Origin of the sequence: Micromonospora sp. RTP1Z1, from assembly GCF_033804685.1 — a bacterium.
Taxonomy (GTDB): Bacteria; Actinomycetota; Actinomycetes; order Mycobacteriales; family Micromonosporaceae; genus Micromonospora.
Window position 1 is genome coordinate 108,486 of record NZ_JAPFQV010000009.1, and the last position, 20,786, is coordinate 129,271.

General features: G+C 73.6%; 16 protein-coding genes. 13 read left to right on the forward strand and 3 right to left on the reverse strand.

What is annotated here, in order from left to right; genetic code table 11:
- Positions 1–226: 226 nt before the first annotated feature.
- Positions 227–2,650 carry a DEAD/DEAH box helicase gene (locus tag SLP03_RS07390; RefSeq protein ID WP_319459770.1) on the reverse strand — a complete coding sequence of 808 codons (2,424 nt, stop codon included), beginning with the start codon at positions 2,648–2,650 and terminating at the stop codon, positions 227–229.
- A gap of 134 nt (positions 2,651–2,784) precedes the next feature.
- Here SLP03_RS07390 and SLP03_RS07395 point away from each other — a divergent pair, with 134 nt between their 5' ends.
- The 7 genes from SLP03_RS07395 to SLP03_RS07425 all read left to right on the forward strand — a co-directional run bounded on the left by SLP03_RS07395 (position 2,785) and on the right by SLP03_RS07425 (position 11,970).
- Positions 2,785–3,141 carry an STAS domain-containing protein gene (locus SLP03_RS07395; RefSeq protein WP_265009090.1) on the forward strand — a complete coding sequence of 119 codons (357 nt, stop codon included), beginning with the start codon at positions 2,785–2,787 and terminating at the stop codon, positions 3,139–3,141.
- Complete coding sequence (locus SLP03_RS07400) at positions 3,141–3,575, forward strand: ATP-binding protein (protein ID WP_319459771.1); 435 nt, start codon at positions 3,141–3,143, stop codon at positions 3,573–3,575. Before SLP03_RS07395 ends, SLP03_RS07400 begins: the two co-directional genes overlap by 1 nt.
- 317 nt (positions 3,576–3,892) lie before the next feature.
- A complete protein-coding gene (locus tag SLP03_RS07405; RefSeq protein ID WP_319459772.1) occupies positions 3,893–6,250 on the forward strand; it encodes a sodium-translocating pyrophosphatase in 2,358 nt (785 codons plus the stop codon).
- 121 nt (positions 6,251–6,371) lie between these two features.
- Entirely contained in the window at positions 6,372–6,911 is a 540-nt protein-coding gene (locus SLP03_RS07410) for a hypothetical protein (protein WP_319459773.1), read from the forward strand.
- Entirely contained in the window at positions 6,902–7,513 is a 612-nt protein-coding gene (locus SLP03_RS07415) for a hypothetical protein (protein ID WP_319459774.1), read from the forward strand. The genes SLP03_RS07410 and SLP03_RS07415 overlap by 10 nt, the downstream gene beginning before the upstream one ends.
- Positions 7,514–7,839: 326 nt before the next feature.
- Entirely contained in the window at positions 7,840–10,656 is a 2,817-nt protein-coding gene (gene topA / locus SLP03_RS07420) for a type I DNA topoisomerase (RefSeq protein ID WP_319459775.1), read from the forward strand.
- An 81-nt stretch (positions 10,657–10,737) separates the two neighbouring features.
- Positions 10,738–11,970, forward strand: a complete 1,233-nt coding sequence (locus SLP03_RS07425) for a CapA family protein (RefSeq protein ID WP_319459776.1) — start codon at positions 10,738–10,740, stop codon at positions 11,968–11,970.
- Here the strand turns inward: SLP03_RS07425 and SLP03_RS07430 are convergent.
- Positions 11,946–13,280, reverse strand: coding sequence for a D-arabinono-1,4-lactone oxidase (locus tag SLP03_RS07430; protein WP_319459777.1), 1,335 nt, complete (start codon positions 13,278–13,280; stop codon positions 11,946–11,948). The genes SLP03_RS07425 and SLP03_RS07430 overlap by 25 nt on opposite strands.
- 223 nt (positions 13,281–13,503) lie before the next feature.
- Here SLP03_RS07430 and SLP03_RS07435 point away from each other — a divergent pair, with 223 nt between their 5' ends.
- Positions 13,504–14,076 (forward strand): TetR/AcrR family transcriptional regulator, encoded by a 573-nt coding sequence (locus tag SLP03_RS07435; protein WP_319459799.1) that lies wholly within the window; start codon positions 13,504–13,506, stop codon positions 14,074–14,076.
- Between the two features lie 207 nt (positions 14,077–14,283).
- Here SLP03_RS07435 and SLP03_RS07440 read toward each other — a convergent pair whose 3' ends face one another.
- Positions 14,284–15,492 carry an amino acid deaminase/aldolase gene (locus SLP03_RS07440; RefSeq protein WP_319459778.1) on the reverse strand — a complete coding sequence of 403 codons (1,209 nt, stop codon included), beginning with the start codon at positions 15,490–15,492 and terminating at the stop codon, positions 14,284–14,286.
- A gap of 218 nt (positions 15,493–15,710) precedes the next feature.
- Here SLP03_RS07440 and tmk point away from each other — a divergent pair, with 218 nt between their 5' ends.
- The 5 genes from tmk (at position 15,711) to SLP03_RS07465 (ending at position 20,623) form a co-directional block, all read left to right on the forward strand.
- Entirely contained in the window at positions 15,711–17,864 is a 2,154-nt protein-coding gene (tmk, locus tag SLP03_RS07445) for a dTMP kinase (RefSeq protein WP_319459779.1), read from the forward strand.
- Complete coding sequence (locus SLP03_RS07450; RefSeq protein WP_319459780.1) at positions 17,864–19,150, forward strand: DNA polymerase III subunit delta'; 1,287 nt, start codon at positions 17,864–17,866, stop codon at positions 19,148–19,150. Before tmk ends, SLP03_RS07450 begins: the two co-directional genes overlap by 1 nt.
- A 168-nt stretch (positions 19,151–19,318) precedes the next feature.
- A complete protein-coding gene (locus tag SLP03_RS07455) occupies positions 19,319–19,648 on the forward strand; it encodes a YbaB/EbfC family nucleoid-associated protein (RefSeq protein ID WP_319459781.1) in 330 nt (109 codons plus the stop codon).
- 1 nt (position 19,649) lies between these two features.
- Positions 19,650–19,955, forward strand: a complete 306-nt coding sequence (locus tag SLP03_RS07460; RefSeq protein ID WP_319459782.1) for a type VII secretion target — start codon at positions 19,650–19,652, stop codon at positions 19,953–19,955.
- Positions 19,955–20,623 (forward strand): hypothetical protein, encoded by a 669-nt coding sequence (locus tag SLP03_RS07465; RefSeq protein ID WP_319459783.1) that lies wholly within the window; start codon positions 19,955–19,957, stop codon positions 20,621–20,623. The genes SLP03_RS07460 and SLP03_RS07465 overlap by 1 nt, the downstream gene beginning before the upstream one ends.
- Positions 20,624–20,786 lie beyond the last annotated feature (163 nt).

The following is a 20,786-nucleotide window of genomic DNA, read 5'->3' on the forward strand; positions in this document are numbered from 1 at the left end:
GGCCCTCAGCGTCCGCCCTCGATGGTCGCCTTCATCGCCCAGGCGTTGATCACCTGGTGGATGCCGCGCAGTCGCGTTCCGCCTGGGCCAGGCTGGCCAGTGCGGTGCCCAGGGCGATCTGCTGGTCGGGGTGAGTTTCTCCTGGTCGATCGAGGAGAGCAGGTCGACGGTCTCGGCGATCGTGTCGGCCACGGCTTCTCCTCTGGCCGACCGACCCCTCCCGACGTCAGGGCGCGTCGGCGGTCGGGCCGGGGTGGTCGGCGGTCCGCTCATCCTGGCGCGGCAGCGCCGGCGCCGGCGCGGCCGGGTCGTCAGCCTTCGGTGGCAGGTTGGTGAGCACCACGTCGAGGACCCGCACCGCGTCCGGCTTGGACAGCGGGTTGTTGCCGTTGCCGCACTTCGGGGACTGCACGCAGGACGGGCACCCGGACTCGCAGCCGCACTCGGCGATCGCGTCGCGGGTGGCCCGGAGCCAGGACGCCGCCGTCCCGTACGCCCGCTCGGCGAAACCCGCCCCGCCGGGGTGCCCGTCGTAGACGAAGACCGTCGGTGCCTCGGTGTCCGGGTGCACGGCGGTGGAGAGCCCGCCGATGTCCCAGCGGTCGCAGGTGGCCATCAGCGGCAGCAGGCCGATCGCGGCGTGCTCGGCGGCGTGCAGCGCCCCCGGGATGTCCGCCGTCTCGACCCCGGCCGACGCGAGCGACTCCGGTGACACGGTGAACCAGACCGCGACGGTGCGCAGCTCCCGGGCCGGCAGGTCCAGCGGCCGGGTGTCGATCACCTCGCCGGAGGCGATCCGGCGCCGCTGGTACGACACGACCTGGCTGGTCACGTCGACCTCGCCGAGGAAGAGCCCGACCGGCCCGGCGTCCACGTACGACCGGACCGACACCACGGACAGCGAGGTGACGTCCCGGGCGTGGGTGGACCAGTCCGGCTCCTCGGCGTGCACCAGCGCGCAGCCGTCGGTCAGGTCGAGCGAGTCGACCACGTACGAGACGCCCTGGTGCAGGTAGACGGCGCCGCGGTGGATGAGGAAGTGCGACGAGCCGCCGTCGACGGTGCCGAGCAGCCGCCCGGTGGACACCTCCACCACGCAGACCGGCGCGCCGCCCTCGCCGCGCAGGTCGACCTCGGGGCGTTCCCGGTGCCGCCAGTACCAGCCGGTGGGCCGCTGCCGCAGGGCGCCGGCCTCGACGAGTGAGTCGACCGCCTCCTTCGCGCCGTCGCCGAACAGTTCCAGGTCGGCCGGGGTGAGCGGGGCCTCGGCCGCGGCGCAGGCGAGCTGCGGGGCGAGCACGTACGGGTTGGCCGGGTCGAGCACGGTGGCCTCGACCGGCCGGCCGAACAGCGCCTCCGGGTGGTGTACCAGGTAGGTGTCGAGCGGGTCGTCCCGGGCCACCAGCACGGCCAGGGCCTCGTCGCCGGAGCGGCCGGCCCGGCCGGCCTGCTGCCAGAGCGAGGCCCGGGTGCCCGGCCAGCCGCAGATCAGCACGGCGTCGAGCCCGACCAGGTCGACGCCGAGTTCGAGGGCGTTGGTGGAGGCGAGGCCGAGCAGGTCGCCGTGGAGCAGCGCGCGTTCCAGCTCGCGCCGCTCCTCGCGCAGGTAGCCGGCCCGGTAGGCGGCCACCCGGTCACCGAGCCCGGGGACCGCCTCGTCCAGGGAGCGCCGGGCGTTCGCCGCGACCACCTCGGCGCCCTTGCGGGAGCGGACGAAGGCCAGGGTGCGTACCCCTTCGGCGACCGTGTCGGCGAGCAGGTCCGCGGTCTCCCGCAGCGCCGACCGGCGGACCGGCGCGAGGTCCGCGACCTCCCCGGAAGAATCAGGGAGCAGCGGCGGTTCCCAGAGCGCGAAGGTCACCCCGCCGCGCGGCGAGGTGTCCTCGGTGACGGCGGTCACCGGCAGGCCGGTGAGCCGCCCGGCCGCCGTCGCCGGGTCACCCGACGTCGCCGAGGCCAGCACGAAGACGGGGGTACGACCGAAGCGGGCGCACTGTCGCCGCAGCCGGCGCAGCACGTGCGCCACGTGCGAGCCGAAGACGCCCCGGTAGCTGTGGCACTCGTCGATCACCACGTACGCGAGCCGGCGCAGGAAGCCGGACCAGTGCGCGTGCCCGGGCAGGATGCCGTGGTGCAGCATGTCCGGGTTGGTCAGCACGAACCGGGAGTGCCGGCGGATCCACTCCCGCTCGGCGCGCGGGGTGTCGCCGTCGTAGCAGGCGGGGCGTACCCCGTCGAGTTCCAGGCCGGCGACGGCCCGCAGTTGGTCGGCGGCGAGCGCCTTGGTCGGCGCCAGGTAGAGCACGGTGGCCCGGGGGTCGGCGAGCAGGGTGCTCAACGCGGGAAGCTGGTACGCCAGCGACTTGCCGGACGCCGTGCCGGTGGCCACCACGACGTGCTGCCCGGCGTACGCCAGCTCGGCGGCCTCGGCCTGGTGCCGCCACGGGGCGACCACGCCGCGGCGGGCGAACGCCGCCCGCAGCTCCGCCGGGGCCCATGCCGGCCAGGTCGCCGGCTCGCCGGCGCGGGGCGGCACCCGCTCGACGTGGGTGACCGGGTCGGCGGTGTGCCGGGCGCGCAGCCGTCGCAGCAGCTCGGCCGTCGGTCGCCCGGGGCCGGTGCCTGCGGATACGGTGGCGGCGGAGGTCACGTCCTGCACTCTCGCACTGGTGTTCGGAATTGGGAACCCGGAGCCGTGGGTATGGGGAGGGCCTCCGCCGGTGGCCCGGCAGGGGCCAGGGCGCGGGATGGTTAGATGCCGTGAAGAGTCTACGAGGAGGACCGATGGAGCTGTCGCTGGCGACCCGCACCGTGGGGGAGCACACGGTGCTCGAGGTCGGCGGTGAGGTGGACGTCTACACCGCGCCGCGGCTGCGGGAACGGCTCCTGGAGTTGATCGACGGCGGGGCCCGCCGGGTGGTGGTCGACCTCGGTCGGGTGGACTTCCTCGACTCGACCGGCCTCGGCGTGCTGGTCGGCGCCCTCAAGCGGCTCCGCTCGGCCGGTGGCTCGTTCGCGCTGGTGTGCGACAAGGAGCCGCTGCTCAAGATCTTCCGGATCACCGCGCTGGACCAGGTCTTTCCCTTGCATCCGACGGTCGACGCGGCGATCAGCGCCGACCCGACCGGCACCGGCGCGTGATGGCGACCGTCAAGCTCTCCTTTTCGCCCGCCCCGGTGCATGTGCGTACCGCCCGCCTGGTCGGCGTCGCGGTGGCCCGTCGCGCCGGGGTACGTGAGGACCTGCTCGACGAGGTGCGCCTGGCCATCGGTGAGGCGTGCACCCGCGCGGTGGCCCTGCACCGGCAGTACGGCCTGGCCGACCCGGTGCTGGTGGAGATGTCCGACAGCGGCGCGTACGCGGTCCGGGTGGTGGATCGCGCCCCGATCGAGGCCGGCATCGGTCTCGCCGCGCTGCCCCCGGACGAGTTGGCCAAGGAGTCGCTCAGCGAGGACGCGCTGACCACTGGCGTCGGCTTCGCCCTGCTCGCCGGCTTCGTCGAGGATCTCCAGGTCCGCCCGGTCGACGAGGGTGTCGGCACCGAGGTCCGGATGGTCTGGCCGGTCGGCCGCTGACCTGACAGTTCGTCCGCAGGCCGCGTTCCCGCTCGGGGGCGCGGCCTCGTCGTGCTGACCGGCCCGTATATCAGACTTTTCCTCATAACACAGTTGCGAAGATCATGGCGAACGGGTGCCCCCTCGGTGTGACCTCCAACACTGCGGAGGGCTACAGTACCCGGGTTGTCAGCAAGTGACCCGTCCCGCAGCCAGCGGGAATGGGTGTTCATCGCTGGTCCGCGGTGGTGGGTTGGCGTGCGCTGGCGAGTTCGCATCCAGGCGTCGAGCCGTGCGTCTCCACGGCCGGCGCGAGTGTTCGGTACAGGAGGACATAGATGTCCGGGACCTTGGCCGCCGACGGCGGCGCACTGTCCCTTACCGGAGCCAACACGACGTACGTCGTCATCGCCGCGGTCATCGCGCTGGTGGCGCTCGTCTTCGCCGCCGCCTTGACGAAGGCCGTGCTGGCAGCCGGTAAGGGCACCACCAACATGCAGGAGATCTCCGGGGCGGTTCAGGAAGGCGCGTCGGCGTACCTGCTGCGGCAGTTCAGGACCCTGGCGATCTTCGTGGTGATCGCCGTCGTGCTGCTCTTCCTGCTGCCGGTGCACGACACCGACGGCAGCGAGCTTCTGGTGAAGATCGGCCGGTCGGCCTTCTTCGTGGTGGGCGCCCTGTTCAGCGCGTTCATCGGCGGCGCCGGCATGTGGCTGGCCACCCGCGCCAACCTGCGGGTCGCCGCGGCGGCCCGGGAGCGCGAAGGTGGCCGCGAGGGCGCCATGAAGATCGCCTTCCGGACCGGTGGCGTGGTCGGCTTCCTCACCGTCGGCCTCGGCCTCTTCGGCGCGGCGCTGGTCGTCATCCTCTTCCAGGGCGACGCCCCGACCGTGCTGGAGGGCTTCGGCTTCGGCGCCGCGCTGCTCGCCATGTTCATGCGGGTCGGCGGCGGCATCTTCACCAAGGCCGCCGACGTCGGCGCCGACCTGGTCGGCAAGGTCGAGCAGGGCATCCCGGAGGACGACCCGCGCAACGCCGCCACCATCGCCGACAACGTCGGCGACAACGTGGGCGACTGCGCCGGCATGGCCGCCGACCTCTTCGAGTCGTACGCGGTCACCCTGGTCGCCGCGCTGATCCTGGGCCGGGCCGCGTTCGGTGAGGCCGGCCTGGTCTTCCCGCTGATCATCTCCACCATCGGTGTGCTGGTCGCGATCGTCGGCGTCTTCATCACCCGGCTTCGCGCCACCGACCGCAACGGCCTGACCGCGATCAACCGGGCGTTCTACATCTCGGCGGTCCTCTCCGCGGTGCTGGTGGCGATCGCGGCCTTCGCGTACCTGCCGGCGACCTTCGCCGAGCTGGAGGGCGGGCTGGCCGACGTCGATCGCAACCCTCGGCTGGTAGCCATCGGCGCGGTGCTGATCGGCATCGTCCTGGCCGCCGCGATCCAGGCGTTGACCGGCTACTTCACCGAGACCAACCGGCGCCCGGTGCAGGACATCGGCAAGAGCTCGCAGACCGGCGCGGCCACCGTCATCCTCGCCGGCATCAGCGTCGGCCTGGAGTCGGCGGTCTACTCGGCGCTGCTGATCGGCGCCGGCGTCTTCGGCGCGTTCCTGCTCGGCGGCACCTCCATCACGCTCTCGCTCTTCGCGGTCGCGCTGGCCGGCACCGGTCTGCTCACCACCGTCGGCGTGATCGTCGCGATGGACACCTTCGGCCCGATCTCCGACAACGCCCAGGGCATCGCGGAGATGTCCGGCGACATCGACGAGCACGGCGCGCGGACGCTGACCGAGCTGGACGCGGTCGGCAACACCACCAAGGCGATCACCAAGGGCATCGCGATCGCCACCGCGGTGCTTGCCGCGACCGCGCTGTTCGGGTCGTACACCGACACGCTGCGCAGCTCGTACGAGGACGCCGGGGTCGGTGACGCCGCGGCGGAGATCCTCAACGCGCTCAACGTGGCCAACCCGCGCAACCTGGTCGGCCTGATCATCGGCGCGGCGGTGGTCTTCCTCTTCTCCGGCCTCGCCATCAACGCGGTCTCCCGCTCGGCGGGCGCCGTGGTGATGGAGGTCCGCCGGCAGTTCCGCGAGCTGCCCGGGATCATGGACCGCACCCAGCGGCCCGAGTACGGCAAGGTGGTCGACATCTGCACCCGGGACGCGCAGCGCGAGCTGATGACCCCCGGTCTGCTGGCCATCCTGGCGCCGATCGCGGTCGGCTTCGGCCTCGGCCCGGGCGCGCTGGCGTCGTACCTGGCCGGCGCGATCGGGACGGGCACCCTGATGGCGGTCTTCCTGGCCAACTCCGGCGGCGCCTGGGACAACGCCAAGAAGCTCGTCGAGGACGGCGCGTACGGCGGCAAGGGCTCCGACTCGCATGCTGCGACGGTCATCGGCGACACCGTCGGCGACCCGTTCAAGGACACCGCCGGTCCGGCGATCAACCCGCTGATCAAGGTGATGAACCTGGTCTCGCTGCTGATCGCGCCGGCGGTGGTGGCCTGGAGCGTGGGCGACCAGCGGAACACCGGCCTGCGGGTGACGATCGCGCTGGTCGCCGCGCTGATCATCGCCGCGGCGGTGGTGTTCAGCAAGCGCAAGGGCATCGCCATGGCGGACTCCGGCACCGACAGCGGTGCGGGCAGCCCGGAGGAGGAGCGGCCGGAGACGGTAAACGTCTGAGGCCGCGCGACAGCGGCGGTTCCCGGTCGGCCTGCGCCGGCCGGGAACCGCGCCGTCGGGGGGTCCCGCCGGCTAAACCTGACCGGTGGCAGATCCACCGGAAGGCCGTACGCTGCTTCGCATGCGTACGCGCCGGGCGACAACCGCCGGAAAGGTCACGGTGGTCCTGGCCACGCTCGCCCTCCTCGTCGCCGGCTGCGGCGGTCCCAGCCCGCGGGCCTGGGCCGCCTCGGTCTGCGAGGCGCTCGCCCCCTGGCGCGCCGAGATCAACAAACTGACCAGCAGCACCCAGCAGCAGATGACCGCGCAGACCACGCCGGCGCAGGCCAAGGAGAACCTCGTCCGGCTCTTCGCCGGCGCCGAACGGGCCAGCGAGACCGCCCGCCGGAAGGTCGAGCAGGCCGGGGTGCCGGAGACCGACCGCGGCGAGGAGATCTCCACCGGTTTCCGGGCCTCGCTGAGCAAGGTCCGGGACGCCTACGGCCGGGCCCGGGACACCATCGACGGACTGGACACCGGGAAGGTCACCGCCTTCTACGACGGGGTCCGGGCCGCGGTGGAGACCCTCAACAAGGAGTACGACGCGAGCGCGCTGGACACCGGCAAGCTCAGCTCCACCGAACTCAAACAGGCCTTCGACGAGGTCCCGGAGTGTCGCTGACGCCACCTTTCCCCGACCCGGTCCGCCAGCTCTCCCTGTTTTCCACCGAGGCGGCCGACCCTTCCCTCGCGGACCTGGCCGGCCTGCTCGCCGGGCCGGCGGAGGTGGTCCGGATGGGCGGCACCGCCCGGCTGTCGGTCGTGGTCGACGCCGCCTGGCGGGTGCACGTGCTGGTGGCCGAGCTGGCCGCGCGCGGGGTGCCGGCGAGCTGGGAGCCGACCGAGGACGGCCGGCACCTGGTCCGCACCGCGTACGCCAGCACCCTGGCCCCGCTCGCGGTGGCCTGGCTGCGCGGCGCCGGGAAGCGACCGCCGGCCGGGTTCCACCTCAACGGGCGCCGGCTGCGGCTCTGGCTCACCGCCGCCGGGGTCGCCGACCCGGCCGGCTTCCTGCTCCGGCTCGGCGCCGGGGACGAGTCCTGCTGGCCGCAGGTGCGGGCAGCGCTCGCCGCGGTCGGCCTGCCCGGGGCGCTCCTCGACCCGGCGGCGGGCGGGCCGGCGTACCGGATCAGTGGGCGCCGGCGGCTGGCCCGGCTGGCCGAGCTCGTGGGTGACCGCCCGCCCGCCGCCCCGGCGACGGACTGGCCGGGCGTCCCCGGCTGAACCCGGCGCGCAACCCCGCCGGCTGTCCGATCCCGGACACCCGCGGTGGCGGTTTGTGCAGGAAAACGGACCGGTCGCTCCTCGGCCGAGGGTCCGTGATCGTCACAGTGACCCACTCGGCGCCCTACCCGCGGTGTACGGTGGCGCCGTCCGGCGGGAGTCCCCGCGCGGCCGGGCCGGTGGCCGCCAGGTACCGACCGGTTTGCCGCCCGCGAAACCCGAAACGCGGCCGGCGCGTTACGTTGGACATCCGGACCGGCAGTGGTCCGGCCGATGCAACGCGGCCCGAAACGGGGCAAGGAGCAGGAGAGAGGTCGGAGAGAGACGTGCCGAGCAACGCTGGAACCACCCGTCTGGTCATCGTCGAGTCACCGGCGAAGGCCAAGACGATCTCGGGCTACCTCGGCCCGGGATACGTCGTGGAGGCCAGCTTCGGCCACGTCCGGGACCTCCCACGCAACGCCGCCGACGTGCCGGCCAAGTACAAGGGTGAGCCCTGGGCCCGGCTCGGGGTGGACGTCGACAACGGCTTCCGCGCCCTCTACGTGGTCTCCGCCGACCGCAAGCAGCAGATCAGCAAGCTGGTGAAGCTGGCCAAGGAGGTCGACGAGATCTTCCTGGCGACGGACGAGGACCGCGAGGGCGAGGCGATCGCCTGGCACCTGGTGGAGACGCTCAAGCCCAAGGTGCCGGTCAAGCGGATGGTCTTCCACGAGATCACCAAGCCGGCGATCCAGGCCGCCGTGGCCAACCCGCGCGAGATCGACCGGGACCTGGTCGACGCGCAGGAGGCCCGGCGCATCCTCGACCGGCTGTACGGCTACGAGGTCTCCCCGGTGCTGTGGAAGAAGGTCATGCCGAGGCTCTCGGCGGGCCGGGTGCAGTCCGTGGCGACCCGGATCGTGGTCGAGCGGGAGCGCCAGCGGATGGCCTTCCGCACCGCCGAGTACTGGGACATCCTGGCCACCCTGGCCGTCGCGAACGCCGCCGAGGGGCCGCGCACCTTCAACGCCACGCTGATCGCGCTGAACGGCGACCGGATCGCCACCGGCAAGGACTTCGAGCCGACCACCGGTCGGGTGCGGGCCGGCGCCGGGGTCGTCCACCTCGACGAGGGCGGGGCCCGGGGTCTCGCCGCCCGGCTGGAGGGGCGGCCGTTCACGGTCACCCGGGTCGAGGAGAAGCCCTACCGCCGTCGCCCGTACGCGCCGTTCATCACCTCCACCCTCCAGCAGGAGGCGGCCCGCAAGTTGCGCCTCTCGTCGCAGCAGACGATGCGCACCGCGCAGCGGCTCTACGAGAACGGCTACATCACCTACATGCGTACCGACTCGGTGAACCTGTCGGAGACCGCCATCACGGCGGCCCGCCGGCAGATCGTCGAGCTGTACGGCGAGCGCAGCGTGCCGCCGGAGCCGCGCCGCTACACCGGCAAGGTGAAGAACGCGCAGGAGGCGCACGAGGCGATCCGCCCGGCCGGGGACAACTTCCGTACCCCGGGCGACGTGGCCAAGGAGCTGTCGGCCGAGGAGTTCAAGCTCTACGAGCTGATCTGGCGGCGCACGATCGCCTCGCAGATGACCGACGCGGTCGGTTCCAGCGTCTCCGTACGGATCCGGGCGGTCTCCTCGTCGAGCGAGGAGGCCGACTTCGGCGCGACCGGCAAGACCATCACCGACCCGGGCTTCCTCCGCGCCTACGTCGAGTCCAGCGACGACGAGAACGCCGAGGCCGAGGACGCCGAGCGTCGGCTGCCCACCCTGGTCAAGGACCAGCCGCTGACCGCCGACGAGCTGGCCGCGCAGGGCCACCACACCCAGCCGCCGTCGCGCTACACCGAGGCGTCGCTGGTCAAGGCCCTGGAGGAGCTGGGCATCGGCCGGCCCTCGACGTACGCGTCGATCATGCAGACGATCCAGGACCGCGGGTACGTGACCAAGCGTGGCCAGGCGATGATCCCGACGTTCCTGGCGTTCGCGGTGATCGGGCTGATGGAACGGCACTACCCGCGCCTGATCGACTACGACTTCACCGCCAGCATGGAGAACGAGCTGGACGAGATCGCCGGCGGGGAGCACGCCGCCGTCGACTTCCTCACCGCCTTCTACTTCGGCAGCACCAACGGCACCGGCGACCAGGCGATCGCCCACGCCGGCGGGCTGAAGAAGCTGGTCACCGAGAACGTCAGCGAGATCGACGCGCGCAGCGTCAACTCGATCCCGCTCTTCACCGACGACGACGGGCGCGAGGTCGTCGTCCGGGTCGGCCGGTACGGGCCGTACCTGCAGCGGACGGTGCCGGGCGAGCAGCCCGCGCCGGCGTCGGGTGAGGGCGAGGAGGGCGGCGGTCAGGGCGACCGGGCGCCGATCCCTGAGGGCGTGGCCCCGGACGAGCTGACCCCGGAGAAGGTGCATGAGCTCTTCCTCGGCGGCGGGGGCGAGCGCAAGCTCGGCGACGACCCGGCGACCGGCGAGCCGATCGTGCTCAAGTCCGGCCGGTTCGGCCCGTACGTGGCCAGCGGCGAGCGGAAGTCGTCGCTGCTGCGCTCGCAGACCCCGGACTCGCTCACCCTCGACGAGGCGCTGAAGCTGCTCAGCCTGCCCCGGCTGGTCGGCGTCGCGCCGGACGGTGTCGAGGTGTTCGCGAACAACGGCCGCTACGGCCCGTACGTCAAGCGCGGTGAGGAGTTCCGCTCGCTGGACTCCGAGGACAAGATGTTCACCGTGACGCTGGACGAGGCGCTGGCCCTGCTGGCCACCCCGAAGGCCCGCCAGCGTCGGGCCGCCGCGCCGCCGCTGCGGGAGATGGGCAACGACCCGCTCACCGAGAAGCCGCTGGTCATCAAGGACGGCCGGTTCGGCCCGTACGTCACCGACGGGGAGACGAACGCGTCCCTGCGGCGCGCCCAGACCCCGGAGGCGCTGACCCTGGAAGAGGCCTCCGAGATGCTCGGCGAGAAGCGGGCGAAGGGACCGGCGCCGAAGAAGACGGCGGCGAAGAAGGCGGCGGCGAAGAAGACCGCCGCCACCAAGTCGACGGCCGCCAAGAAGACCACTACCGCCAAGGCGACCACGGCCAAGAAGGCCCCGGCGAAGAAGGCGGCCCCGAAGAAGGCGCCCGCCGCCAGCCCCACTGAGGAGTGACGGTCGCCGACCCCTGCCCCTAACGGCTGAAATGCCCTAATTGGCCGTAGGGCTCTGGTGGATGCTCCCTAACGTGAGGGAATGCTCGTAGCCGTCACGCGCCGCCGGGTGCTCCTCGGTGCGGCGACGGGAGTGCTGCTGCTCGCCGTCGCCGTGGTCGGCTTCCGGTCGATGGACGCGGGCGGACCCGCGCCGACGGGCACCGTCGAGTCACCGGTCCACCGGCAGACCCTCGCCCCCGGGTCGTCCACCGTGCCGGCCCGGGATCCCGCGGCGCGGCGGACCGTGCGAATCGTCGCCGCGGGCGACGTCCTGGTCCATCCGGAGGTGACCGCCCAGGCGCGCCGGGACGCCGCCCGGACCGGCCGGCCGGGCGGCCTGGACTTCGCCCCGATGTTCGCCGGGGTCGCCCCTGCCGTCGGCGGAGCCGACCTCGCGCTGTGCCACCTCGAGACACCACTGGCCGATCCCGCCGGCCCGTTCGCCGGCTATCCGTCGTTCAACGCGCCCCCGCAGGTGCTCGAGGGCGTGCGCTCCGCCGGCTTCGACGGCTGCTCGACCGCCTCCAACCACACCCTCGACCAGGGTGCCGACGGGGTGACCCGGACGGTCCGGGCGCTCGACGCCGCCGGGCTGGGCCACACCGGCAGCGCCCGGAGCGCCGCCGAAGCGGCCACGCCCCGGATCTATCAGGTCGGTGACGTCCGCGTCGCCCACCTGGCGTACAGCCTGAACTTCAACGGGCTGAGCCGCCCACCGGGCGAGCCGTGGCTGGCCAATCTCATCGACCCGCCCGAGATTCTCGCCGCCGCCCACCGGGCGCGGGCCGCCGGCGCCGACATCGTCGTGCTCAGCCTGCACTGGGGTACGGAGTACCAGCACCTGCCGGACGCCGACCAGCAGGCCTGGGCCCGCCAGTTGATCTCTTCGCCCGACGTCGACCTCATCCTGGGGCACCACGCCCACGCGGTGCAGCCGTTCCAGCGCTTCGGCGACAAGTGGGTGGTCTTCGGAATGGGCAACGAGCTGGCTCGGCACGCCGAGCCGGTCGACGACAACCGCGAGGGTGTGATGGCCCGGGCGACCTTCACCGAGACCGCCCCCGGGCGCTGGTCGGTGACCCGGATGGAGGCGCTGCCCACCTGGACCGACCTCGCGCCGAACCTCCGGCTGGTCGATCTGACTGCGGCGCTGGCCGACCCCGCCACCCCGGCGGGCGTGCGAGGCGACTACCGGGCGGCGTACGAGCGGGTCCTCGGCTACGTCCGGGTCCTCGGCGCCGGCCCCGATCAGGTGGTGGCGCCGGGCCGCTGAGCGCCGTCGCCGAGGACCCGGTCGAGGTAGTCGTTGGCGAAGAGGCGGTCGGGGTCCAGGCGGTCGCGGACCGTCAGGAAGTCCGGGAACCTCGGGTACGCGGGGGCCAGGGACGCCGCGTCGCGCCAGTGCAGCTTGCCCCAGTGCGGGCGCCCGCCCAGCTCCGTCGCCACCTCCTCGAACGCCCGAAAGTACGGCTCGTACGGCGCGCCGACGAACTGATGGATGGCGACGTACGCCGAGTCGCGGCCGTACCCGTGGGACAGCCAGATGTCGTCGGCGGCGGTGAACCGCACCTCGACGGGGAAGAGCACCTTGAACGGGAGCCCGTCGACGATCCGCCGGAGCGCGTCGAGCGCGGTGGGCAGGACGGCGCGGGGCAGCGCGTACTCCATCTCCACGAAGCGGACCCGGCGCGGGGTGCAGAAGACCAGGTCGGAGCGGCCGGTGTAGGTGCGTTCGGTGAGCGCCCGGGCGGAGACCGCGCTGATGCCCGGGGCCAGGGCCGGCACGGCGCGGCCGAGCCGGCACGCCCCGGCGAAGACGGTGTTGGCCAGGAACTCGTCGTCCAGCCAGCCACGCCACCGGGGTAGCGGCCGGTCGTCGGCCGGCACCCGGTCGTTGGTCTTGACCTGCACCCGGGAGGTGTACGGGAACCAGTAGAACTCGACGTGGTCGTGTCCCTCGACCAGGGACGGCAGTTCGGCGAGCGCCGCGTCCAGCGGTGCCGGCCGTTCGTGCGCGCGGAGCACGAAGGCGTCGACGCAGCGCAGGGTGACCTCGACCAGCACGCCGACCGCGCCGAGGCCGACCCGGGCGGCGGCGAAGACGTCCCGGTGCTCGTCGGCGGAGCAGCGCAGCACCTCGCCGGTGCCGGTGACCAGGGTCAACGCGGTAACGAAGGTGGACAGGCAGCCGAGGCGGGCGCCGGTGCCGTGGGTGCCGGTGGAGAGCGCGCCGGCGACGGTCTGGGCGTCGATGTCGCCGAGGTTGGGCAGCGCCAGGCCGTGCCGGGCGAGCAGGTCGTTGAGGGCGTGCAGGGTCATCCCGGCCGGCACGGTGACCAGTCGCCGGGCGGTGTCGACGGTGACCCCGGTGTCCAGTTCGGCCAGTTCGAGCCGGTCCCCGTCGGTGAGGGCGGTGCCGGTGAACGAGTGCCCGCTGCCCACCGCCCGGATCCGCCGGCCCGCGGCGGCCGCGGCCCGGACGGCCTCGGTGACGTCCTCGGTGGTCCGGGGGCGCAGGATGGCGGTGGCGGTGCTGCGCTGGTTGCCGGCCCAGTTGGACCAGGCGGGTGGCGTACCGGGCATGGACGCTCCTCGACATGAATATGAACTGACTTCATATCAGGAACGTTGCACCTGGTAAATACCGCAAACGGGACCCGTTCGTTGTACCGGTAGTCACGGTCTCGTGACGTGCAGATATTTTCATCCGTCGAAAGGGGGGTGGCGAGTGTCCACACCAGCCGCCACGACCGGGCCGCTGCGCCGCGTACCGGTGCAGGGTCGAAGTGTCGCGCGGGTCCAGCGAATGCTGGACGCCTGCGCCGAGCTCGTCGACGAGGTGGGGTACGAGGGACTGACCACGACCCTCCTCGCCGAGCGCGCCGAGGTGGCGATCGGGTCGGTCTACCAGTTCTTTCCGGACAAGCGGGCGATCGTGCAGGCGTTGACCCTGCGCACGATGGAGTCCTACCTCCAGCGGCTCGACGAGCGGTTCGCCTCGGACGACCTGACCTACTGGTGGGACGGCGTCGACGCGGGGATCGACGAGTACATCACGATGCACCGCACCGTTCCCGGATTCCGCACCCTGCACTTCGGCGACGTGGTCGACCTGCACCTGCTCGATGAGCAGCGGGACAACAACGGCGTGATCGCCGACCAGCTGGCCCGGGTGCTCACCGAGCGCTTCGGCCTCGACGCTCCCGATCTCCGGTTCCACCTGGAGATCGCGGTGGAGGCCGCCGACGCCCTGATCAAGCTGGCGTTCCGTCGCCTGCCGGAGGGCGACGAGCGGGTGCTGGTCGAGGCGAAGGCGCTGATCCAGGAGTACCTGCACCGCCAGGTCGACGCCCGGGCCGAGGTCGCGCAGCCGAACTGAGCACGGCGCCGCCGTCCGTGGTGCGTCGGCCGGTGGCGGGAAGCGCAGAGCCCGGGGTGCGACCGGGTGGTTCGACGAAAATCCTTCCCGGGTGCGACCGGGAGGTTCGACGACAACCCGTCCGGGGTGCGACCGGGATGGGAAGTGCAACGGAACGGCCCGGGGTGCGCCGGGCGACACGACCGGCACCGAGGGTCGGGTGGCAGCTCAGAGGAACGCCCGACCCTCGCCCCGGTAGGTGGGGACGGTAGCGACCACCACGTCGCCGTCCACCAGGTGCAGTTCGTTGACGTGCTCGCAGAGCTCGCCGGCCTTGGCGTGCCGGAACCAGACCCGGTCGCCCACCCGCAGGCTGGCCGCCCCCGCGCCGGCCAGCGGCGTCTGCACCTCGCCGGCCCCCTCGGGGTCGAGCAGCTTCAGCCCCGTCGGCAGCCACGGGCGGGGCAGCCGGCTGTCGGCGGCGGGGCCGGAGGCGATCCAGCCGCCGCCGAGCACGGTCGCCAGGCCGGGTGCCGGCCGGCGGACCACCGCGCAGGCGAAGAAGGCCGCCGGGGTGGGCCGCCAGGCCCGGTACGCGTCGAAGAGCGTCGGCCCGTACAGGCCCGATCCCGCGGTGACCTCGGTGACCGCGGGATCGGCGCTGGTCGCGGCCACGCTGCCGGTGCCGCCGCCGTTGACGAACTCCAGGTCGGCGTGCTCGCGTACCGCGGCGACCGCCGCCGCGCGCCGGGCCAGCAGCTCGCGGTACGACCCGCGCTGGGCCACCCGGATCGCCGTACCCAGGAGGGCCCGCCCGGGCGGCGCGTCGCCGAGGCCGGCGATCTGCGCCTCGTACGACATCAGGCCGACCAGCCGGAAGCCCGGCCGGCCGGCGACGGCGGCGGCCAGGTTGCCCGCCGCCCGCGCGCTGTGAACCGGGGAGCGGCGGACGCCGACGTGCACCCGCCCGCCCAGCGGTCGCCAGGAGGCGTCCAGGTCGAGGCAGACCCGCAGGGCCGGCCGCCGGCCAGGCGGGCACACCTCGTCGATCAGGTCGAGCTGTTCGGTGCCGTCCACCATCAGCGTCACCGTGTCGGCGAGGGCCGGGTCGGCCGTCAGTTCGGCGAGGCCGCCCCGGTCGGCCGTGGGGTACGCCACCAGCACGTCGGTCGGGATTCCGGTCCGGGCCAGCCAGATCGCCTCGGGCAGGGTGAACGCCATCACTCCCCGCCAGCCGCGCCGGTCCAGCGCCCGGGTCAGCAGGTCCCGGGAGCGGACCGACTTGCTGGCGACCCGGACCGGCTTGCCGCCGGCCCGCTCGACCAGCGCGGTCGCGTTGGCGTCGAAGGCGTCGAGGTCGACCACGGCGTACGGCGGGTCGAGGTGGGCGGTCGCCCGGTCCAGGCGATCGCGAAGTTTGTCACTTTCGGTGGCCACGTCTGCACGCTAACTGTTTGGGCGTCAATGCGAAATACCCTCGCGTATGTCCGGGCTGCGGTCGGTAGTGCCGGCGGCCTAGGCTCGGCGAACAGGCGAATGTCGCGGACGGGGTCACTCCCCACCGGGACTAGAGTGTTCCACCGGGGATGCCCAGCTCTGGGCCGGCACGTGGAGGTACGGCCATCGAAAGCCAGAAGAACGGCGAGTCGTCCGGCGTGTCGTCGCCCGGTAGCCAGGTCGACCGGTCCGGCGCCGCCGCGATCCGCTCGGTGCTGCGCATCCGGCCGTTCCGCCGACTCTGGATCGTGCTCGGCGCGGCGTCCTTCGGCGACTGGCTCGGCCTGCTCGCCACCTCCGTCTTCGCCGCCGCCCAGGTCTCCGGCGACACCGCCAAAGGTGCCGCCTTCGGCACCCTGATCGCGATCCGGCTCCTGCCGGCGCTGCTGCTCGGCCCGGTGGCCGGTGTCCTCGCGGACCGGTTCGACCGCCGCTGGACGATGGTCATCTGTGACGTGCTGCGGTTCCTGCTCTTCGCGTCGATCCCGCTCTTCGCGCTCACCGGGGCCAGCGGCGGACTGGTGGTGGGCTGGGCGGCGATCGCCACCTTCCTGATCGAGACGCTCACCCTGCTCTGGATCCCGGCCAAGGAAGCCGCGGTCCCGAACCTGATCCCGCGGGCCCGGCTGGAGACCGCCAACCAGCTCACTCTGATCACCACGTACGGCCTGACCCCGATCGCCGCCGCGATCGGCCTGGCCGTGCTCGACCGCAGCGTGCGTGGCCTCTCCGGCGGGGAGATGCCGAGCTGGGCCGAGCCGGCCCAGCTCGCGCTCTGGTTCAACGCCTTCTCCCGGCTGGCCACCGCGCTGGTGGTGGCCTTCGGCATCAAGGAGATCAGCCAGGGGCAGGCGAGCGAGCGGGACCGCACCGAGCAGAGCATGATGAGCCAGTTCACCGAGGGCTGGAAGTACATCGGCCACACCCCGCTGGTCCGCGGCCTGGTGCTCGGCATCTTCGGCGCGTTCGCCGGCGGCGGCATCGTGGTCGGCACGGCCAAGTTCTTCGCCGCCTCGCTCGGCGCCGGTGACGCCGCCTTCTACATGCTCTTCGGCGCCATCTTCATCGGCCTGGCCGTCGGCATCGGGCTCGGCCCGATGATCGTCCGGGACATGTCCCGACGCCGCTGGTTCGGCATGAGCATCGTGCTGGCCAGCGCCTCCGTGCTGGTGCTCGCCTTCGCCATCCACCTGTCGATGGCGATCCTCGGCGCGATCCTGGTCGGCGCGGGCGCCGGCATGGCCTTCCTCGCCGGCACCACGCTGCTCGGCGGCGAGGTCGCCGACGAGGTGCGCGGCCGGGTCTTCGCGGTGGTGCAGATCGGCACCCGGCTGGTGCTGATCCTGGCCATCGCGCTGAGCAGCCTCCTGGTGGGCGTCGGTAGCTCACGCAAGCTGACCATCGCCGACCTGGGCGTCTCGGTCTCCTCGACCCGGCTGCTGCTGCTGGCCGCCGGCGCGGCCGGCATCTTCGCCGGGATCAGCGCCTTCGGCCAGATGGACGACAAGAAGGGCGTGCCGGTCCTGGCCGACCTCTGGGGCTCCATCCGGGGCCGGCCGCTGATGCCGACCGAGCAGTTCGTCTCCAGCGGCCTCTTCGTGGTCTTCGAGGGGGGCGAGGGCGCCGGCAAGTCCACCCAGCTCGCCGCGCTCGCCGAGCGGCTGCGCGAGCAGGGCCGGGACGTGGTGGTGACCCGGGAGCCGGGCGCCACCGGAGTCGGGGAGCGGATCCGCTCGCTGGTGCTGGACACCGCTGAAGCCGAGGCGCCGTCCCCGCGCGCCGAGGCGCTGCTCTACGCCGCGGACCGGGCCCACCACGTCGCGACCGTGGTCCGCCCGGCGCTGGTACGGGGCGCGGTGGTGATCAGCGACCGGTACGTCGACTCGTCCCTGGCGTACCAGGGCGCCGGTCGTACGCTGCCGGTGGAGGAGGTCTCCTGGCTCTCCTCGTGGGCGACCGGCGGGCTCAAGCCCGACCTGGTGGTGCTCCTCGACGTCGACCCGCACACCGGCCTGGCCCGGGTCGAGTCCCGCAGCCAGGGCGCCGACCGGCTGGAGGCGGAGTCGGTCGCCTTCCACGAGCGGGTCCGGTACGCCTTCCTCGACCTGGCCGCCGCCGACCCCAAGCGCTACCTGGTGCTCGACGGGTCCCGCCCGGCCGAGGAGATCGCCGACGCGGTGGACCGGCGGGTGGACGAGTTCCTGGCCGACCCGGCCGCCATCGTGCACCCGCGTCCGGCCCACGGGCCGGACACCACGGTCCAGCCGGAGTTATCCGACGCGGAGCTGGTGACCATGGAGCCCCCCACCTGATGCCGGACGTCTTCGCCGACCTGGTCGGTCAGGACGAGGCCGTCGACACGCTGCGCCGCGCCGCCGCCTCGGCCGCCGCCCTGCTGCGCGCCGCCGCGACCCGCCACGCCGCGACCCGCCCCGCCGCCCGGGCCGAGCCCGACGAGCTGGACGCGCTCGCCGAGGCCGGCGAGGAACCGGCCGGGACCGGCCGGGAGCCGGGGGCGGGGATGACCCACGCATGGATCTTCACCGGGCCGCCCGGCTCAGGTCGGTCGGTGGCGGCCAGGGCCTTCGCCGCCGCGTTGCAATGCGCCCGCGGTACCGGCTGCGGTGAGTGCCCCGGCTGCCACACCACGATGACCGGCACGCACGCCGACGTGCGCCTGGTGGTGCCGGAGGGGCTCTCCATCGGCGTCAACGAGATGCGCGCGCTGGTGCTGAGGGCGGCCAGCACCCCGTCCGGCGGCCGGTGGCAGGTCGTGGTCATCGAGGACGCCGACCGGCTCACCGAGGCCGCCGGGAACGCCCTGCTCAAGGCGATCGAGGAGCCGCCGCCCCGAACTGTCTTCCTGCTCTGCACCCCGTCCACCCACCCGGACGACATCTCGGTGACCATCCGCTCGCGCTGCCGGGTCGTACCGCTGCGGCAACCGCCGGCCGACGCGGTGGCCGAGGTGCTCGTACGCCGGGACGGGATCGCGCCCGACGTGGCCAGCTGGGCGGCGGCGGCCGCGCAGGGCCACGTGGGTCGGGCCCGGCGGCTGGCCCGCGACCCGGAGGCCCGGCAGCGCCGCGACGCGGTGCTGGCCGTGCCGCGCCGACTGACCGGGGTGGGCGCGGCCTTCGACGCCGCCTCCGCGCTGATCGAGGCGGCCGAGGCGGAGGCCGCGGCGTCGGTCACCGAGGTCGACGAGGCCGAGCGGACGGCGTTGCAGACCGCGCTCGGCGCGGGCGGCACCGGGCGGGGCGCGGCCGGGGCGATGCGCGGCGCCGCCGGTCAGCTCAAGGACCTGGAGAAGCGGCAGAAGTCGCGGGCCACCCGGACTCAGCGGGACGCCCTGGACCGCGCCCTGGTCGACCTGGCCGGCTTCTACCGGGACGCGCTCACCATGGCGCTGCGGGCCCCGGTCGCGCCGGTGCACACCGACACCGCCGCGCTCGCCGAGGCCGGCGCGCAGAAGTGGGACGCCGAGGGGGCGCTGCGCCGGCTGGAGGCCGTGCTGGAGTGCCGCGCGGCGATCGAGGCGAACGTGAAGCCGCGGATCGCGGTGGAGGCGATGATGCTCGCCCTCTGGCGGGGTTGATTCGCCCGGAGAGCGGCGCGGCCCCGGCCCCGGACGACGCTGGTTTCCGGCCCGTTTCCGCTTGTCCACAGGCCATCGACAGGCTCGATTGGTGTGCGGTACGGTCCGGTGTGCCGTGGTGACGGTGGCGGCACGCTCAGTGAGGGGTCTGCCGGGAGGAGTCCGCCGATGCCGCAGGGCGAGATCGACGAGGCCTGGATCGAGGAGGCGGTGCGGCGGTACCGGCGCATCGAGTCCCTGCAGGCCGAGTTCGACCAGGCGGTGGCCACGGTCGAGGTCAACGTCCGCTCGCCCGACGGGCTGGTCGAGGTGGTGGTGACCGCCAATGGGCGGATCACCGACGTCCGCTTCCTCGGCCCGCTGCACACCCGCAGCCCGCGGGACGTCGCCGGCTCCGTGCAGGCCGCGGTGACCGCCGCCGCCGACGCCGCGCGGTGGGCCCGGGAAAAGCTGCACAACGAGACCTTCGCGGCGTACCGGCCGCTCGCGGGGGCGTGACATGGAGACCCTGCACGCCCTGGCCGCCCGCCTCGACGAGGCGAGTGCCACCCTGGCCGGTCTCGCCCACGCCGTCACCGCCAGCGACCCGGCCCATCCGGCCTTCGGCGCCCACGCGTCCGGCCGGCCCGGCGAGATCGGCCGCGCCCTGCACCGGCAATGGGCCGCCGCCACCGACGACCGGGCCCGGGAGGCCGGCGCCGCCGCCGCCCGGCTGGCCGCCGCCGCGGCCGCCCTGCGCAGCGCCGCCGACCGGTACGCCGCCGTCGACGACACCGCCCGGCGGCGGCTGACCCGGGAGGGCTGATGGACGCCCTGGACCGCCTCGCCGAACCGGGCCTCGACCTGCTCGCCCGGGTCGACCCGCTGCTCGCCGCCGGAGCACCGGAGGGGCACCGGCTCTGGCCGCTGCTGCGCCGCATGCAGGCGCTCCCCGGCGACGCCGTGCGCGAGTTCCTCGACCTGCATCCGGCGCCGCTGGCGACCGCCGGCCACACGGTGCGCCGGCTCGTCCGGGCGTACGACGACGCCTGCCCCACCCTGACCGATCCGGTCGCCTGGTCCGGGCCGGCCGCCTCGGCGTACGACGAGGCGCGGGGCGCCCTGCTCCGGCACCTCGACGAGGGGCCGGAGAGCCTGGTGGGGCGGCTCGAGTCGACCGCCGGTTACGCCGACGCGCTGGCCGACTGGGTGGAGCGAAGCCGGCTCGCCCTGGCCCGGGCGCTGGCCGACGTGCTGCATTCCGCCGAGGCGGTCACCGTCCTCGCCGCCGGCCGGCCCGGGGGCGGCGCCGGCGGCGACGGGGCGTACGCGGCGGCGGAGATCGCGACCCGGGTGCTGGCGGTGCTCGGCGTGGCGTACGACGGTGCGGAGACGCTGCTGCGGCAGTGGTCGCCGAGCCTGGCCGAGACGACCTGGCGGGAGTGGACGGTCGGCGCGCCCCACTACGGCGGGACCACCCGGATCGGCCGCTGAGCCGGGCTCGTGGGCCGGACGGGGCGTTGCACGGGCCACGGCGTCGCGCACCGGGCCGGCGTGACCCGGCTCCGGCGGCGACGCCGTGGCCTTCCCCTGCACCCCCCGCAGGTCTGCCTCCACTCAACGCCGTTGGTCGCCGTTTGTCCCCCGTGTCGGCCCT

Coding starts and splice junctions, on each gene's coding strand:
- SLP03_RS07430 (WP_319459777.1), bottom strand. CDS start 13,280: ATGCCCGGTACGCCACCCGCCTGGTCCAACTGGGCCGGCAACCAGCGC.
- SLP03_RS07460 (WP_319459782.1), top strand. CDS start 19,650: ATGGAGACCCTGCACGCCCTGGCCGCCCGCCTCGACGAGGCGAGTGCC.
- SLP03_RS07435 (WP_319459799.1), top strand. CDS start 13,504: ATGCTGGACGCCTGCGCCGAGCTCGTCGACGAGGTGGGGTACGAGGGA.
- SLP03_RS07455 (WP_319459781.1), top strand. CDS start 19,319: ATGCCGCAGGGCGAGATCGACGAGGCCTGGATCGAGGAGGCGGTGCGG.
- SLP03_RS07400 (WP_319459771.1), top strand. CDS start 3,141: ATGGCGACCGTCAAGCTCTCCTTTTCGCCCGCCCCGGTGCATGTGCGT.
- SLP03_RS07405 (WP_319459772.1), top strand. CDS start 3,893: ATGTCCGGGACCTTGGCCGCCGACGGCGGCGCACTGTCCCTTACCGGA.
- SLP03_RS07410 (WP_319459773.1), top strand. CDS start 6,372: ATGCGTACGCGCCGGGCGACAACCGCCGGAAAGGTCACGGTGGTCCTG.
- SLP03_RS07450 (WP_319459780.1), top strand. CDS start 17,864: ATGCCGGACGTCTTCGCCGACCTGGTCGGTCAGGACGAGGCCGTCGAC.
- SLP03_RS07395 (WP_265009090.1), top strand. CDS start 2,785: ATGGAGCTGTCGCTGGCGACCCGCACCGTGGGGGAGCACACGGTGCTC.
- SLP03_RS07425 (WP_319459776.1), top strand. CDS start 10,738: ATGCTCGTAGCCGTCACGCGCCGCCGGGTGCTCCTCGGTGCGGCGACG.
- SLP03_RS07465 (WP_319459783.1), top strand. CDS start 19,955: ATGGACGCCCTGGACCGCCTCGCCGAACCGGGCCTCGACCTGCTCGCC.